Genomic DNA, 15,473 nt, shown 5'->3' with positions numbered 1-15,473 from the left:
TTTCTGAAATGGTTTGCATTGGCAAAGAAATTACCGAAGAACTGGAATGTCAACCTGCCCGATTTTACATCAAACGCTACATTCGCTACAAATATGCCGCTAAAAACCGAGAAGGCGTTGTAATTGGCGAGCTTCCCGAGCGCGTAATTGACAAAGGCATCCCTGGTGCCGGACTTTTATCGATGATTTTGACCGACAAATATGTAGATCATTTACCATTGTATCGTCAAAAACAGCGATTTTCGAGAGAAAACATCCAAATAGCTTCATCCACTATTGAAGGTTGGACCAAAGAAGCGCTCAATAAACTGGAACCGCTTTATGAACAGTTGGTTTTCGATACCAAATCAAATGGCTATTTACAGGTTGATGAAAGTCCGATAAAAGTGTTGGACAGCGACAAAAAAGGCGCTACCCACCAAGGTTATTATTGGGTATATCACGCGCCGCTTGAAGGCACCGTGTTGTTCGATTACAGTGCAACGCGCGGCAGCAGTGCGCCTTTACCTATTTTAAAAGATTTTATTGGTTACCTACAAACCGATGGCTACGCTGTATACGAAAAATACGCTCGAAAAAACGGTGTTACGCACTTGGCTTGCTGGGCGCATGCCCGCCGTGAGTTTGAAAAAGCATTAGATAACGACAAACCCAGAGCCGAAAAAGCCTTGTTGCTTATCCAAAAATTATACGCGGTAGAACGCAAAGCTAAAGAAGAAAATCTTACGGCAGAAGCAATCAAAGATTTACGATTATCCCATTCTCTTGAAACCATCAACAAACTTGGAAAATGGATTTTTGAAGAGATTAAAAACACCCTTCCTAAAAGTCAAATCGGCAAAGCGATGGCTTACGCTTACGCTAGATGGGATGCGTTGTCTGCCTATTTATACGATGGAAATTTGCAAATCGACAATAATTTGGTAGAAAACGCCATTCGTCCGTTAGCCCTTGGCCGAAAAAATTATCTCTTCGCCGGAAGCCATGATGCAGCCCAACGCGCCGCGATGATTTATTCGTTTTTTGCCATCTGTAAAAAACACGAAGTTAATCCGTACAACTGGCTTAAATATACTTTGGAAAACATCCAATCCATCAACCACAAAAATTTAAAAGACCTCTACCCGCAGAATTATAAAAAAATAGATGAACTAGCAAAGATGTAGTTGGTCGGGGGGATACGAAAAGAAATTAGAATTCAGATATCCCGGTATCAATCAGAATTTTCGACAGATGGTTGGGGAAGACGAATTGAGAATCCTTTAAATGAAACTAAATATCTTGTAAAAAAGTCCGTTAAAAAAGTTGAAAAATTTAATCCCGTAATAAAAGTCTTATTCGATGACCATGAGCAATATTATTATGTAAATATTGTCAACGGTATTAATAAAGCAACTGAAGAACAAGGTTTTTTGTTGTTAGATGATTTCAAAACAAAAAATGAAGATGATAGTGCTGATATTTTAAAGGATAAACTTTATAAATCCCCTTTAGAAGCTTTCCATTCAGGATACTACAAAATTCATGATTTGGTAGATGCGGACTTTTCAGTATTTCAGGAAGATAAAAAGAAAGCAATTCGAGAAGTACAGAAGTTACCACGGAAAATTATAAGAGATTTTATAAATGCTTGTAATAATTCTGTAATAGACGATATTTTGAAAAATCTTGATGAAAACATCAGTTTTCAAAAACGAACAAATTATGTAACAGATAATAGAGTTCAGGGTATTATTGAATTTAAAAAATATCTTGAAACTTCTGAACAGCAATTGTGTGGTAAAAATTTAAAAATAAGATCATCCTGGAGCTTTAAACTGCCATTTGTGGATGTTGGGGTAAAGTATTATCCTGTTTCAATCGACCAAGGGAAAACGAGTATCTCAAAATATGAACAAATAAAGTTTGAATTATCAGGTAATAAAATTGTAAATATTGTATATGAGAGCTAAAACACTTTTTGAGTGTTCTCTTAAATAGCTTTCAATTAGTTTTTATAAATTTACAAACGGCAATCGTTTTTTGTTATATGTTTGGTTAACTCTTTAAGTTTGGTGTAGCCTCTCAGACTGTACAGATAGCAAGCGTATTGCAAATACTAAGTAAACTGACAGTCAAGAATGAGTAAAATAAACATACAAGGAACCATTGATAACATACGTAGTAAATCAAACATTTACACTCCGATTATCGAAGCGATTGTTAATTCAATCCAATCAATTGTTTTAAAACAAATTGATAATGGTAAAATTGAAATAGTTCTACATCGAGAAAAGATTTTAGATATAGAGAATGCGATACCAAGCGTAAAAAGCATTGAAATTAGAGATAATGGCATAGGGTTTACACAAGAAAATAGAGATAGTTTTGACACTTTTTACAGCGAATACAAAAGGTCTATCGGAGGAAAAGGCTTTGGTAGATTTATGTATGTTAAGTATTTCAATAATGTATTTGTAAATAGTGTTTTTAGAGATAATGACCAATCTTTAAAATCTCGCTACTTCCGTTTTGGAAGAGAATATGAAATTATTGTAGATGAAAAGATCGAGCAAAGTACTGCTGTTGAAAGCTATAGTGTGCTGACTTTGGAAAATATTAAATCCGGCCAATATTTTGATAAGCAAATAGAAACGATAGCAAGAAGAATTCTAGATAAGATATTGATTTACTTTATCAATGATACTTTCACTCCTCCAACCATAATTTTGAAAGAGGCAGAAGGAAATCATTCAATCGTCTTAAACGATTTTCTAACCGAAATCAATGAAATAAAGCTTTGGAAAAGTAAGGATTTCACACTTGAAGATGATAAATTTCAGAAATATGAATTTGTAGCAAAAGTTTTCAAAATTTATTATCCAGGTAATCAAAAAAGTAGAGTGAGTTTAACTGGACATAACAGGGAAGTCACAGATACTCCGCTCTACAAATACATTCCAGAATTTGAGGACGAGTTTTTCGAAGAAGACGATAATAAAACAAAGAGAAACTATATAATAAAAACATATATCCTAGGTGAATATTTAGACAGTAATGTATCTCTTGAACGTGAAACTTTTGATTTCCCTAAAGAATCAAAAGATATGTATTTCCCTTTCGGGCAGGCAGATATTGAAAGAAAAGCAAGTGAAATTTCAAAAGAAGCGTTTGGAGAAGATGTTCAAGTTCGTGTCCAGAAAAAAAGCGAACAAATACGGAATTACGTAAATGAATCAGCTCCTTGGCATAAACCGTATCTAAATGAATTAGATATATCCACGATTCCATATAATTTAAAAGATGAAAACATTGAACTTGCTTTACAGGAAGTAAAATTCAGAAAAGAGCAAAAAACTAGAGCTGAACTTAAAACCCTTTTGGAGAATCCTGAAGTTTCTCATAATGGACAAATGGCGGAAGCAATTTCTAAGATTTCAGAAATTGGAAAAAGTGATCTGGCACATTATGTATTCAACAGAAAAATTGTTTTAGAAGCATTTCGTCAATTACTTAAGAGAAAGGAAGATGGCAAAGGAGAATTAGAAAAAGACATACATAATCTGATCTTTCCTATGGGTAAAACTTCTGAAAATTGTGATTATCAAGAACATAATTTATGGTTGCTGGACGAACGTTTAATATTCTCTGAGTTTATTGCATCAGATAAGAAAATATCTACGAAGAAAGATGCCTTGGGTGAACCTGATTTAGTGGTATTTGATAAAAAACAGTCATTTAGAAGTGGTGATAACAATTATAGCAACCCATTAACTATTTTTGAATTTAAACGCCCTAAGCGAGAAGCATATAAAACAGATGATGACCCGATAATGCAAATTGGAAAATATGTAAAGGATATTCGAGCTGGAAAATACGAAATGCCTGAAGGTTTAGAGAAAATTAAAGTTAATGATTCGACACCAGTTTATGCTTATGTAGTTTGTGATTTGACTCCTAAAATAAGAGAATTCGCTGAGGAATTACATTCGCTAACCAAAAGTCCTGATGATGAAGGTTATTTCGGGTTTTTAAGAGGATACAACATGTATGTTGAGGTAATTAGTTTCAAAAAGATGATGGACGATGCAACACTTAGGAACAAAATATTCTTCAAAAAGTTACATCTTGAATAATAATTAATTAGGTTTTGTTTGTTTGAATTTCAATAACTCTTTTAAAATCAGCAACATCACTGCCAACCAATAAACAACACGTAAAACCAATATTTAAAAGAGCCTTGCTAACTTTCTCATCATCAATATCACTATGGGCAATCAATTTAATATGTGGATATTTTTCTCTTAATTCCTGAAGCTGTACCAGCACATCATTATCGTAAAAATCTAAGTCTATGATACAGACTTCTGGAAGTGCTTTTAAAGCGGATAATTGAGTTATTCCATCTTCGACATGCTCCAAGCGGAAGAGTATTTCAAATCCTGAACCAGAGAGGTCATTGCATATACTATCTAAGATGAGGCTTTTATCATTGATAAATGCCAGAGATTGTTTGGGTCTGTTTATTGTATCCATAATGCCATTTTTTCTTTTTCATGAACCCTACACAAAAAAAGAAAGCGTAGGCAATCACACTTACCGGCATTAAGGCACTGGTACGCCATCCCCCAAATAAGCGGACGCCCACGCCTATGACGTGAGCGTTCTTACTTATCTGTTCCGGGGATTTAAAAATTACCAGTTTCTAATGCGGAACCTAAAGCAAAAACACTTTAAGTATTTTCTATCTTCTACAAAGATACAAAACTCATTTCGATATAGAAATATGCCCTAAACTAAATTTGATCATAGATTATTTGATTTTTTGGCTACAATAGTTTTGCTCCAATACACTCAATAAATCTGTTTCTTTATAAATGATTTTGCCTCCTATTTGAATATACGGCATAATATTGTCATCACGATATTGTTGCAAAGTACGTTTACTGATGTGTAACAGCTTGCATACATCTTCGCCCGACAGGTATATTTCTCCGTTCATTACGGGGCGGTAGTTTTTTAATATTTCTTCAATACGGCTTCGCAACCGCATTATCATCTCCTGTTGTTCGATGATTTCTTCGGTTTCATTCGTCAGTAAATCCATTGTCATTGGTATTATACGAATGTTTGCCTTTTAGCAAAGCCTGCACATCCGAAAGTTTATAATAATTTTTGCGGTTAAGCTTGGAGTAAGGCAATAAGCCTTTATCCTTATAGGTCTGCAAAGTCCGTTTGGTAATGTTCATCATCAGGCACACTTCCTGGTTATCGAGCCATTTCTCTTCTTTGAAAATCGGGGTGTATTTCCGAGTAGCGTTTTCGGTCAGTTCCAAAAGTGCTTTCAGCTCGTTTTTCATTCCATCCAGTAGGGATTTTTGTATTGCGATAACTTCCATATTCTGCTCAATTTTTCTGTGGAAGTCTAATTTATAATGGCTTATTACATAACTGGGAAATGTTGTAGTCATTGGCGTTGAGAGGCAGTGTTTGGCTGTTTTCTTTTGCCGTAAACAAAAAATCGGATAGCCTTTTGGGTTATCCGATTCGTTAATAAGTTTATAGGGAAATTTCTATCAACGTTTGGTAGGCTGTTCAATTTTAACTTCCTGTTGTTTTTTCTCCCTTTCTTTTTTCATCTGTGTATAAGACCAAAGAATAACAACGCCAAGAATAATTAAAGCATAGGCAATCCATTTACCAACACGTTCTATAAAACGGATAAATACAGATGCTTCAAAACTCGAAAAGCCCTCTGCACCCATCGCATTACGTCTGTAAAATTTCCTCCGGCTTATCCAGTAGATAAGACCTATACCGATAACAAGCGGAATAATTCCCATTACCAATTGAGAAGTAACTGCATCCATATTGTCAAAATTATATCAAATAAATTTAAACAAAAACATCCTTGGTTGAAAATCAAAAGCAAAAAACCGACCTATAAAGTCGGTTTTGTCGTTGTCAAAGTTGTTGTTCTTAATCACTACTATTGAACTGAAAACTTAATTGCTTTTCATTCCCGAAGCTGTCCGAAATCCAAACCTCAAAGGATTGTGAAACAGCAGATGTTGAAGTGTAGTACAAGCGAAACTGCTCTGTTGGTAATGAATACAAATCGTTCGGGAGGTACGGTGGTTCATCGTAGTATTGCAATGTTCCTGTACCGTCAAACTGAAAATAGCGAAGAAAATACTGAGTGTTCGTGTAGTTTCCTGTTCGATGTATGGTAATGCGGATCTCTACCGTCTGCCCATCGGCAACATCTTTGGGTACCGGCATTACATTTACCTCAAAAGGAAAATCGTTCTGTATTTCGAGTTCATCATCTTTGCTACAAGATACCAAAGAAACCGAAGCTGCGAGAATTGCCAACATTAAGTATATCGGCAATAAGCCTATTCTGAATTTATTGAATATTGCTCTCATTGTTTTTACATTTTAAAAGTTAAACCTTAATCCCACACCTGCGGAGGGGCGGAACTGTTTCATATCCGTACCCCATACGACCTTAGTACGTCCTTGCAGAACTAACACAAAACGATCTGACAGGTACGTTTCAAAAGTGAGCCTTCCACCGGCTCCGTAGATGAAGTTGTCTTCATTCAAAACCTTTGCTCCATCATACAACATTGTTTCGCCACGGTTGATTGTTTCATAACCCAGTACGCCTGTTATAGCTGCATTCAGCGTGATGTTTTTACGGGCATCGCCCAAAAGAAAGAAACTATAACCTCCCTCAGCTGTGTAGGTTTCCTGTGGTATGCGAAGATCTTTGTAGTTGTGGTATTGATGGGTATATTCCAACGCCCATAGCTGATAATTGCCGTTTTTGCCGTTTACAGTCATACCAAGGCTGATGTAATAATCGTTGCCGATTTTATCATCGGATAATACACCAACATTTACTTCCAATCCTTTTTGTTTAGGCAACATTCGTTGCGCTTGGCTGGTTGTGATGCCTATCAGTATAAGCATCACAGTATAGATATACTTTTTCATATTATCGCTTTAAAGGTTTATTAAAATTTCAGATGCATATCGTTGATCAATCGGGCTTTTATCAAATCCGAATTTTCTACCTGAAGTGTTTGATGACGACCACCGTTCTTCTCGAAAATCTCAACCAACAGTACCTTATCATCGGCAATAGTGAATTGGTCTAACAGGAAAACATTTTTTTCGGTGGTTTGTCCCGAAATTTCTGTAAGTGGTTTATAGTTACGAAGCGGTATCATCGGGCGTTCCTGTACTACGGTTCGTTTGGCAACCTTTTTATCAACTACCTTGAAATTCACAAAGTCGATATTGAACGGTACATTGCTGCGATTTCTCAATTCCGTATGGAAATAGTATTTACCATTGTGTATGTAAATTCCTTTCAGAATAAACTGAATGCCGAAACTCTTAGCCCCAATATGCTTTACAATGCGTTTGTCCTTTTTGTAAATAGTTTCCAAAAGCAAGCCCGCCAATGAGGGAGAATTGTTGCCCAATTCTTCAAAAAGCACATCGTTACCGTTGGCTTTGTCCACTGCTTTTTGCATTGTCAAAAGGTCATAGCTCAATGCTTCGGGATACCCGCTGTAATACACATTGAAACTGTAAAAACGTCCGTCATTCGTGATAACGGAAAAATTGGTTTCCGCTTCAAAATCCCTTACCGATGCTTTTACACGCAATACATTTTCGGCATCTTCCGCTTTTCCTGCAATTAGGTATTCACTTCCCAAATCCACGTAACGAATGGCAGTCGGGAAAATTAGGTGTGAAGTTTTATCGTAGGTCACTTCCATACGATAAGGTTCTATCTTGCCCAGAGCAAGAGGTGTCCTGATGCTGTCCTGTGCATAAGATGTTACGGCAAAGCCGATAATGAAGGCGAATGCCCAAAAGGTTTTAAAATGATTTTTCATTGTTTTATTTATTTGAGTTCAACATTATTTTTTTGATACGAGGAAGACCTGATGCCCCGCTTTCAGCGTAACTTTTGGCGTTCTTACTTTCTTGGCGAAATAACCAGAAATACCCTGTACCACGCCACGGCTTAAATCAGCAGCAACCTGTTGTCCGGCATTTTGGGTAAGCATCAGGCTTGTCCCTGATTGTTGGCTCATGTTGCCGGCCATTTCAGTAAGGGCGTTCATTTCAGGCGAATACGGAACATGTAAACCTTGCTGTCCGTCCAAATCGTAAATGGTAATATCCACAGGGATGATGTTGCCCTCCAGTTCTATTGAAGTAATTTTTAGCTGTAATCGCCCTCCCTGAAATTTGGCATTAGCTGTTACAATCGTTCCTTTGGGAATGGTTCGTTGTGGTGTTTGAGCTGGCTCCAATAAACGAAGACGTACACCTGTTTCGCCTACTATCGTTTGTGTTTCGTATACACTTGCCTTTATACTGTTTTTCGGTTGTACCACCTGCTCAATGGAACCTGCGGTATAAAAGCCACGATTTTTTGTCTGACTCCAATCCGCTAAAAATGCACTATCGGTAGGCTCACGGTATAAGGCAGAAACGGTGTTTTTCCTCATAGATGTAAATGCTACGAAGTGTTCTTTTTGACTAGTAGTAGTAGTTCCTGAAGCATTGCTGTTATTGACAGGTAGAGTTTCTGATGTATTCGTAGTACCTTGCGGAAGATACTTTGCTGCCATCTGATAGGATTTTTCCATCAGTGCAAGCTGGTCATCTATGGTTGCAGCTTTTGGTACATCTTTTTCAGCCAATTGATCTTTCAGTTCGTCCAATTGCCTGCGGAGTTCCATTGTTTCAGAATTATCGTCCTGATAAAACGAACCCAATGTACTTTGTGCATTGCGGTAACTGTTTAAGGTAGAATTTCCATATCTGCCGGAATTTCTTTCAGAACCATAACGATAGCTTTCCTCTTCTTCAGGTATTTCTTCTTCCATACTCTGGGAGCTGTCCGTATTCCAATAATCAGAAAGCGTTGTCAGGGCATTTCGTTTTTCCTTATCCTTTTGTTCCAGCATTTCCTGCTCGTATGCCTTTTGCTTGTCCGACTGTAATCCTGCTTCGGTAGCCTGCGGAACGGCATCGTTCAGTCCAAGACTTTCGATTTCGTTCTTATCTTCCGATGGTTTAAATATGAGGTACATACAGCCTACAAAGACAATTCCCATCAAGCCGAAAATGAGTGGCTTTTTTAGTTTATCGGCTTTGCTCTGCGTACTGTCTTGCAGCACATCAGCGGTTTCTTTCGGATTACCCTCGGTTACCCGAACCACCGTCTTTTTATTTTCATTTTCTTTCATAAATCTTATTTTTAAAAATGGTTGATAATGTGTCCTGCAAGCTTGCAGGGCTTTCTCCTTTTCTGAGTACAGGGTTTTCGATATGCCTGATTTTCATATCGTTTTCAGACTTTCCCGTGTCGTACCAAACTTTGGCAATCACGCCTGCGGTAAGCATCAGATAACCCAAGAAAAAGTATAGGGTATACTTGTGCTGTTTGCGTACAGGCAGTTCACGCCAGCGATCATCCAATCGGTCAAAGTACCTGTCCATCTTTGCTCTTAATTTTTTCATATTGTAATGATTATCGGTTATCGCATTCGGAACCGTCTGTTTTGGTTAGACAACTGTTCTCTGGGCTTTTCGGAAACTTGTGCAATCGCTTCTTTTCTTGTCGGAACCGAATTTGTAGTGAGATCCGTTAATTTCGATTGCTTCAATAATTGCCCATACTGGTCTATTCTGTCAATATTCATTTTCTGAACATCGAAAAGACCGTCTTTGTACTTTATCCACATATTGCATTCAACCTTTTGCTTATCATCGCCATTCCATTCCAAGTAGGTTTTCAGCATCAGAATGTTTGGCAACATCGGTTTGTCTGTTCCATTATTACAAGCCTCCAAAAATCTGCTGATGCTATCTTTGATTTTGTCGGCATAGGCCGCTTCTGTTTGGAAATAGCCGTCATACCCTTTGTTCGTGAGGTTTTGTGCGAATGTGTCTAAGTCAAGTAACTGTTTCATAACTTCTATTTTTAGCGTTCAATTACTTCAATGTCCCTGTTTTCCGTTACGGCAAACTTTTCGATATTAAAACCTTGTGGGTTATTATCGGAACGGACAGAGTTCACGAGATAGCAGGACGTGATCAGGTTCCGTCTGGTTACATTGCTCGAACGGATGATGAATTGTTTGGCATAGGTTCGCACGGCATACGGATAGGTATCGAAGTTGCAGACAACGCTATCCACCTCAATACGCTGCTGTACGTTTCCTGAAATGATACGGTTATAGTATCCTTTTTCCGAAAGGTCTTTGTAATAATCAAAGGCACTTTTGTCGGCAAGGTTGAACGCCCGTTTCATATTGCTTTCAATGGCATTCTTATCGGGAGCCAATGTGAAGAACAGTTCGTGAAAACGTCTTACGTGTTCCCTCGCTTCAACAGGTCGGTTAATACTTGCATCCTGCGATAAGGCAAGCATTAGCGATTTTCCGTTGTCCAATACATAAACTTTTTGGCGTTGTTCCTCCGCAAAACGGTAGGACTGCCATACGGCATATCCTACCACACTAATGCAGAGAACGGCAAATACGATGGCATAAAGCCTGATCTGTCTGAAGCTGTTTTCAATATTTCTTAGTGTTTTAAATTCCATTTTTTAGATGATTAATTATTTTACATTATTTCATTAGCTGACCACCTATATTACCTGCGGCAGAACCTGCTCCGGCACTTGCTACATTTCCGGCTTTCATTGCTGTCTGATTTACATTTCGTGTAAAGTTTCCTGCACCTCCGGCCTGGATAATCCAACCTGTTACGGTAGGTATCGTAAAGTATCCGATAATGCCGATGATCATAAATATGATGTACACGGTATTACTGGTATCGGGGATATAACTCGGATCGGCGAGCATCTCAATATCCCGCTCCAATATGAGTGATTGTATCCTTGCAAGCATGGAACTGAACAGATCTGAAACCGGTAGCCAGAGATACACACTGACGTACCTAGTGAGCCACTGTGTGAGCGTACTCTGAAAGCCATCCCATACGGAAATCGCAAAGGCGATTGGTCCGAGTATGGAAAGGACGATCAGAAAAAACGTTCGGATGGTATCTATGACTAATGCGGCTGCCTGAAAGAGTATTTCCAACAGATTGCGAAACCAATCTTTAAGGGCTTTCTCTAGCTGATAAGCGGTTCTGTCCATATACATTCCTGCCATTGTTCCAATGTCGGAAGGCGACCAGCCCAATTCATCCAGTTTTTTATCAAACTCTTCGTCCGATACCATAAAAGCTGTTTCTGGATTTCTGACCATTGCTTCATATTCCAATTGGTCTTTCTGCTGTTGCAATTGGTTCAAGTCGAGTACCTGGTTTTCGAGTATGGCGTGGGTTCCCGTTACCACTGGACTTAGTACCGCATTGATGGTTCCCAATACAATTGTCGGGAAGAACATAATACATAGTCCTAAAGCAAACGGTCGTAGCAATGGGAACATATCTATAGGTTCGGCACGGCTCAGAGCCTGCCAAACCTTTAACGCCACATAGAATAATGCACCCAATCCCGCAAGACCTTTTGCCACTGCTGCCATATCGCCTGCAAGCGGCATCATATCATCGTAGAGCGACCGCAGGACTTCGTGAAGATTATTCCATTCCATAGCTTACCAGTATTTTTGGTTGGAAGTTCCGTAGAGATCAAGTACTCTTTTGGCATCATCTTTCTTTTTCGCTCTCAAATAGCTTACGGAAATGTTCTTGTTGGTGTAATAGCGTACAAGGCTGTGGTATTCCTTGACTTCTTTGTACACACGGTCGATAATGTCCATACGCTCCTTATCGTTCAGCGATAGGCTTGATGAGGTTATGATCTGCTTTAGTTCCTTCAGTAGCTCGGTACTTTCGCCCAGTAATGCCGAATAACCATTGCCAATTGCAGTCAACTCCTGAGCTGTGAAATTGGGATCGTTCATCATCTTGCCGAAATTCTGTACATACATTTCGGATACATCACCTACCAGCAAAACCGTTTGTTGCACTTTACGGGCGTCCTTTACTAAGTTGTTGATGGCTTTCAGTTTGTCGTAATACTCTTTGCCTTGCTTATAGACTTTTTCAACCTCCTTAAAATTCTTAACCACATTACTTACTGTGGAGGATGTTTGTACAATCTCATTGGCGGAGTTGAGAATACCGGACGCAAGATTTGCAGGATCGGTTACTACAAACTGTGCTTTTGCGGAGGGTGTAACGGCAAGCATAATTGCCGTACACACCAGTAACATTACTTTTTTCATTGTTTATAAATTTTTAAATGATTAATAATTATTGATTTACTTGTTCACGCCTTTGCATAGCGATATGCTTAATGGCGAGTTCGACGTTGCCGTCGAGTTCCGATGCGAGCTGCATCACTTCCATTTTTTCGGTTTCTTCCGTGGTATATGCCAAATACTCTTCAAGACTAACTTCGGTGGCATAGACTGCCGAGTGCGTACCACCTAATCCAATCCACACTTCTTTATAAAGCCGTGACGGATCGTTGTTCATATTGATGGAGAGTACCTGTCCTTTTTCTTTATCGGTAAGCCCGAGCATTGCCTGTATATCATCAAACTTGTTCATATACTTGCGTTGGTCTAAAAGGATTTTACAATCACTGTTGTTAATGATACTTTCCTTAACAATGGGCGACTGGATGATGTCATCCACCTCCTGCGTTACCACGATGGCTTCACCGAAAAACTTCCTAACCGTTTTAAACAAATACTTTATATATTCTGCCATACCTTCCTTCGCAATCGCTTTCCACGCTTCTTCAATCAGGATAAGCTTTCGGATACCTTTCAGCCTCCTCATCTTGTTGATAAAGACCTCCATAATGATAATCGTGACGATGGGAAAAAGAATTTTGTGATCCTTGATGGCATCAATTTCAAACACAATAAAGCGTTTGGAAAGCAAGTCTAATTGCTTGTCCGAATTCAACAGATAATCATACTCTCCACCTTTGTAGTAAGGTTCTAACACATTGAGAAAATTAGCGATGTCAAAGTCTTTTTCCCTTACCTCTTTTTCTTCGAGTACCTTGCGGTAATCACCTTGGACATATTCATAAAAACCGTTGAATGATGGGAAAATCCCTTCCGTTTTGATACGCTCAATGTATCCACTCACGGCATTGGAAAGGGCGACCTCTTCAGAACGTGTTGGCTGCTCATCATCACGTTTCCAAAGGGTCAATATCAAAGTCTTGACACTTTCACGTTTCTCGATGTCGAAAACGCCATCGTCGGTATAGAAAGGATTAAATGCAATTGGATTGTCTTCTGTGTACGTGAAATAAACCCCATCTTCGCCTTTGGTTTTTCCTTTAATCAGTTCGCATAATCCCTGATAGGAATTACCTGTATCTACTAATAGTACGTGAGCACCTTGCTCATAGTACTGCCGAACCATGTGATTTGTAAAAAAAGATTTACCACTTCCTGACGGACCAAGTATAAATTTGTTCCGATTTGTGATGATACCACGCTTCATTGGTAAATCCGATATATCCAAGTGGATAGGCTTTCCGGTAAGCCTGTCAGCCATCTTAATCCCGAATGGCGAAGGTGAATTATGATAATTCGTTTCTTCGGTAAAGAAGCATAAGGCAGGTTCAATGAATGTGTAAAAGCTTTCCTCACTCGGAAAATCGCCCGCATTGCCCGGCATTCCTGCCCAATATAAGGTAGCTACATCCGTAGTGTTATGTCGGGGTTTACATTCCATGAGTGCCAAGGCACTACCGCAGTCGTTCTTTAGCTGTTTCAGTTCCGCAGGATCTTCCGACCACGCTATAATATTAAAGTGTGCCCGAATAGAAGAAAGACCGAAAGAATGAGCTTCGTTCAGATACCTTTCTATCCATTCTTTGTTGATCTGGTTGGCACGGCTGTAACGAGCCAGTGAGTGCATATTCCTTGCAGACTTTTCAAACTTTTGCAGATTGGCTTCGCTGTTATCCAAAAACAGGTATTGATTGTAAATGTGATTACAGCTTAACAGCAATCCAACAGGAGCCGCAAAAGACAGACGGCAGTCGCTACGGTCGGTGGACAGCTTTTCAAAACGGGTATCAGCCGATACTGTTCCGGGCAGGTCGTCCGTATCGGACAAAGTATGCAACGACAATCTTTTGTTTCCAATACGTACTTCTTCGGAACCCAGACCGATATCCTGCATCGGAGTTCCGACTTCTCTCGAAAGCGTAAGGTATTGTTCCAGCAATCCTTGCTTTTCATCTGTTCCGATGATTTCGTCTTCACTCAAACGTTGCAGAGTGATGAACCCGCTATCATTCACGATACGCTCAAACTGTGCCACGGCTTCCATAAAGCGATGTATGGCTTCTTTATCCCTGATTTCTTTCGGGATAAGCGAACCTTTGCAAAGCGAACTGAAGTTGCTTTGCATCCGCATTCGCTCTTTGGTAGTCTTTGTAAGGAACAGATAACAATAATGGTTTAGAAATGGTCGCTCGTTAAAATGGCGTTGATAGGACTTTGCCAAAAAACTTTGGTTATCCGCTGCCAAATCGGGAGCATAGTTTTCCTTGATGTACCAATCCTGTTTGTGGATGACCGTAAAATCCGGTAAAGTTTTGATCGCCTTGTGCCAGGCGGAGTGAATGGCTTCATATTCTGCCGATGCTACAGTGAACAGTTCTGGCAAACGAACCTCAAAACATGCTGTGATGTCAGCATCCTTGGAAAGGATGCAGTTGTTCTCTACTGCCAGCAATGGAAATTTGCTTTCCAGTGTGGTAGTCTTTGCTACATTTCTCATACATTATTTGATTTAAGGGTTAACTTTAAATAGCGGTGTACAGCCTTACGGCAGATGATGTAGCGGGGATGCCTTTTGTTGGCTGCTATTTTCATCAATCCGTGTTCACCATATTTGCTATTCAGTGAAAAGGTCTGCCATACAATCAATGAAGCACCTCCGACACCGAGGAAAAGGCAGACGTAAGAATTTACGCCAGCCATATACAGTATCATCACCAAAATGAGCATACCAAGCAGACCGCCTGCGAAGATGAACAGGTACTGTGCTTTCAAGCCTTTAAATTCCACCGTTCTTCCGATGCCTTTGTTGATATTGTAATTCATAAGGCAAAAGATTAAAGGAAGAATGAACGCAGGATAGTAGCCGCAACAATCAAGAAAATACAGGCACCGAACCAAGAAGCTGCTGTCTTGCTTGTATCAGGATCTCCGCTACTAAATTTGTTGTAAACTTTAACCCCTCCGATTAGCCCGACAACGGCACCGATGGCGTAGATTAATTGGGTTGCAGGGTCGAAGTAGCTTGTTACCATTTGGGTAGCCTCGTTGATACCTGCCGAACCATTTCCCTGTGCGAATGCACCAATTCCTGACAGCATCGCCACGGCTGCCAGCAAAACTTTTTTTCTCTGTTTTTCCATAATTGAAACACATTAATTTGTT

Annotated in this window: 19 protein-coding genes; 3 read left to right on the top strand and 16 right to left on the bottom strand. The window is 39.3% G+C overall.

Features of this window, described 5'->3' with window-relative positions:
* The 3 genes from tnpC to H277_RS0118070 form a co-directional block, all read left to right on the top strand.
* The coding region (gene tnpC / locus H277_RS0118080; protein ID WP_026357725.1) for an IS66 family transposase at positions 1-1,166 on the top strand (1,166 nt) is incomplete at its 5' end.
* Entirely contained in the window at positions 1,167-1,952 is a 786-nt protein-coding gene (locus H277_RS0118075) for a hypothetical protein (protein ID WP_019977038.1), read from the top strand.
* A 168-nt stretch (positions 1,953-2,120) separates the two neighbouring features.
* A complete protein-coding gene (locus H277_RS0118070; protein ID WP_019977037.1) occupies positions 2,121-4,115 on the top strand; it encodes an ATP-binding protein in 1,995 nt (664 codons plus the stop codon).
* 7 nt (positions 4,116-4,122) lie between these two features.
* Here the strand turns inward: H277_RS0118070 and H277_RS0118065 are convergent, their stop codons facing one another.
* The 16 genes from H277_RS0118065 to H277_RS0117990 form a co-directional block, all read right to left on the bottom strand.
* The gene (locus tag H277_RS0118065; protein ID WP_019977036.1) at positions 4,123-4,515 is read right to left on the bottom strand and encodes an ANTAR domain-containing protein; all 393 of its coding nucleotides are present in this window, start codon (positions 4,513-4,515) and stop codon (positions 4,123-4,125) included.
* A gap of 277 nt (positions 4,516-4,792) precedes the next feature.
* Positions 4,793-5,086 carry a helix-turn-helix domain-containing protein gene (locus tag H277_RS0118060; RefSeq protein WP_019977035.1) on the bottom strand — a complete coding sequence of 98 codons (294 nt, stop codon included), beginning with the start codon at positions 5,084-5,086 and terminating at the stop codon, positions 4,793-4,795.
* Positions 5,067-5,378 carry a helix-turn-helix domain-containing protein gene (locus H277_RS0118055; protein ID WP_019977034.1) on the bottom strand — a complete coding sequence of 104 codons (312 nt, stop codon included), beginning with the start codon at positions 5,376-5,378 and terminating at the stop codon, positions 5,067-5,069. The genes H277_RS0118060 and H277_RS0118055 overlap by 20 nt, the downstream gene beginning before the upstream one ends.
* 177 nt (positions 5,379-5,555) lie before the next feature.
* Positions 5,556-5,849, bottom strand: coding sequence for a hypothetical protein (locus H277_RS0118050; RefSeq protein WP_019977033.1), 294 nt, complete (start codon positions 5,847-5,849; stop codon positions 5,556-5,558).
* 109 nt (positions 5,850-5,958) lie between these two features.
* A complete protein-coding gene (locus tag H277_RS0118045) occupies positions 5,959-6,408 on the bottom strand; it encodes a DUF3872 domain-containing protein (RefSeq protein WP_026357724.1) in 450 nt (149 codons plus the stop codon).
* Between the two features lie 12 nt (positions 6,409-6,420).
* Positions 6,421-6,981, bottom strand: coding sequence for a conjugal transfer protein TraO (locus tag H277_RS0118040; protein WP_019977031.1), 561 nt, complete (start codon positions 6,979-6,981; stop codon positions 6,421-6,423).
* A 20-nt stretch (positions 6,982-7,001) separates the two neighbouring features.
* Positions 7,002-7,895, bottom strand: a complete 894-nt coding sequence (gene traN, locus H277_RS0118035) for a conjugative transposon protein TraN (protein ID WP_019977030.1) — start codon at positions 7,893-7,895, stop codon at positions 7,002-7,004.
* Positions 7,896-7,919: 24 nt separating this feature from the next.
* Positions 7,920-9,260: a conjugative transposon protein TraM gene (gene traM / locus H277_RS0118030; RefSeq protein WP_019977029.1), complete on the bottom strand. Its 1,341-nt coding sequence runs from the start codon at positions 9,258-9,260 to the stop codon at positions 7,920-7,922.
* Positions 9,247-9,534, bottom strand: coding sequence for a nitrogen regulatory IIA protein (locus tag H277_RS0118025; protein WP_026357723.1), 288 nt, complete (start codon positions 9,532-9,534; stop codon positions 9,247-9,249). Before H277_RS0118025 ends, traM begins: the two co-directional genes overlap by 14 nt.
* A 17-nt stretch (positions 9,535-9,551) precedes the next feature.
* A complete protein-coding gene (locus H277_RS0118020) occupies positions 9,552-9,986 on the bottom strand; it encodes a hypothetical protein (RefSeq protein ID WP_019977027.1) in 435 nt (144 codons plus the stop codon).
* 11 nt (positions 9,987-9,997) lie between these two features.
* The gene (gene traK, locus H277_RS0118015; protein WP_026357722.1) at positions 9,998-10,621 is read right to left on the bottom strand and encodes a conjugative transposon protein TraK; all 624 of its coding nucleotides are present in this window, start codon (positions 10,619-10,621) and stop codon (positions 9,998-10,000) included.
* A 25-nt stretch (positions 10,622-10,646) separates the two neighbouring features.
* Positions 10,647-11,639, bottom strand: coding sequence for a conjugative transposon protein TraJ (gene traJ, locus H277_RS0118010; protein ID WP_026357721.1), 993 nt, complete (start codon positions 11,637-11,639; stop codon positions 10,647-10,649).
* 3 nt (positions 11,640-11,642) lie between these two features.
* Positions 11,643-12,275, bottom strand: coding sequence for a DUF4141 domain-containing protein (locus H277_RS0118005; RefSeq protein ID WP_019977024.1), 633 nt, complete (start codon positions 12,273-12,275; stop codon positions 11,643-11,645).
* 28 nt (positions 12,276-12,303) lie between these two features.
* Positions 12,304-14,808: a TraG family conjugative transposon ATPase gene (locus tag H277_RS0118000; protein WP_019977023.1), complete on the bottom strand. Its 2,505-nt coding sequence runs from the start codon at positions 14,806-14,808 to the stop codon at positions 12,304-12,306.
* Positions 14,805-15,134, bottom strand: coding sequence for a DUF4133 domain-containing protein (locus H277_RS0117995; protein ID WP_019977022.1), 330 nt, complete (start codon positions 15,132-15,134; stop codon positions 14,805-14,807). Before H277_RS0117995 ends, H277_RS0118000 begins: the two co-directional genes overlap by 4 nt.
* A gap of 11 nt (positions 15,135-15,145) precedes the next feature.
* Entirely contained in the window at positions 15,146-15,451 is a 306-nt protein-coding gene (locus H277_RS0117990; protein WP_002979435.1) for a DUF4134 domain-containing protein, read from the bottom strand.
* Positions 15,452-15,473 lie beyond the last annotated feature (22 nt).

The organism is Empedobacter brevis NBRC 14943 = ATCC 43319 (assembly GCF_000382425.1).
Classification (GTDB): Bacteria; Bacteroidota; Bacteroidia; order Flavobacteriales; family Weeksellaceae; genus Empedobacter; species Empedobacter brevis.
The sequence above is the reverse complement of the archived record's forward strand: the minus strand, read 5'-3'. Positions and strand labels throughout refer to the sequence as shown.

Excerpts from the sequence above, each read along its gene's own strand:
- H277_RS0118070 (WP_019977037.1), top strand. The coding sequence starts at position 2,121 with ATGAGTAAAATAAACATACAAGGAACCATTGATAACATACGTAGTAAA.
- H277_RS0118065 (WP_019977036.1), bottom strand. The coding sequence starts at position 4,515 with ATGGATACAATAAACAGACCCAAACAATCTCTGGCATTTATCAATGAT.
- H277_RS0118060 (WP_019977035.1), bottom strand. The coding sequence starts at position 5,086 with ATGGATTTACTGACGAATGAAACCGAAGAAATCATCGAACAACAGGAG.
- H277_RS0118055 (WP_019977034.1), bottom strand. The coding sequence starts at position 5,378 with ATGGAAGTTATCGCAATACAAAAATCCCTACTGGATGGAATGAAAAAC.
- H277_RS0118050 (WP_019977033.1), bottom strand. The coding sequence starts at position 5,849 with ATGGATGCAGTTACTTCTCAATTGGTAATGGGAATTATTCCGCTTGTT.
- H277_RS0118045 (WP_026357724.1), bottom strand. The coding sequence starts at position 6,408 with ATGAGAGCAATATTCAATAAATTCAGAATAGGCTTATTGCCGATATAC.
- H277_RS0118040 (WP_019977031.1), bottom strand. The coding sequence starts at position 6,981 with ATGAAAAAGTATATCTATACTGTGATGCTTATACTGATAGGCATCACA.
- traN (WP_019977030.1), bottom strand. The coding sequence starts at position 7,895 with ATGAAAAATCATTTTAAAACCTTTTGGGCATTCGCCTTCATTATCGGC.
- traM (WP_019977029.1), bottom strand. The coding sequence starts at position 9,260 with ATGAAAGAAAATGAAAATAAAAAGACGGTGGTTCGGGTAACCGAGGGT.
- H277_RS0118025 (WP_026357723.1), bottom strand. The coding sequence starts at position 9,534 with ATGAAAAAATTAAGAGCAAAGATGGACAGGTACTTTGACCGATTGGAT.
- H277_RS0118020 (WP_019977027.1), bottom strand. The coding sequence starts at position 9,986 with ATGAAACAGTTACTTGACTTAGACACATTCGCACAAAACCTCACGAAC.
- traK (WP_026357722.1), bottom strand. The coding sequence starts at position 10,621 with ATGGAATTTAAAACACTAAGAAATATTGAAAACAGCTTCAGACAGATC.
- traJ (WP_026357721.1), bottom strand. The coding sequence starts at position 11,639 with ATGGAATGGAATAATCTTCACGAAGTCCTGCGGTCGCTCTACGATGAT.
- H277_RS0118005 (WP_019977024.1), bottom strand. The coding sequence starts at position 12,275 with ATGAAAAAAGTAATGTTACTGGTGTGTACGGCAATTATGCTTGCCGTT.
- H277_RS0118000 (WP_019977023.1), bottom strand. The coding sequence starts at position 14,808 with ATGAGAAATGTAGCAAAGACTACCACACTGGAAAGCAAATTTCCATTG.
- H277_RS0117995 (WP_019977022.1), bottom strand. The coding sequence starts at position 15,134 with ATGAATTACAATATCAACAAAGGCATCGGAAGAACGGTGGAATTTAAA.
- H277_RS0117990 (WP_002979435.1), bottom strand. The coding sequence starts at position 15,451 with ATGGAAAAACAGAGAAAAAAAGTTTTGCTGGCAGCCGTGGCGATGCTG.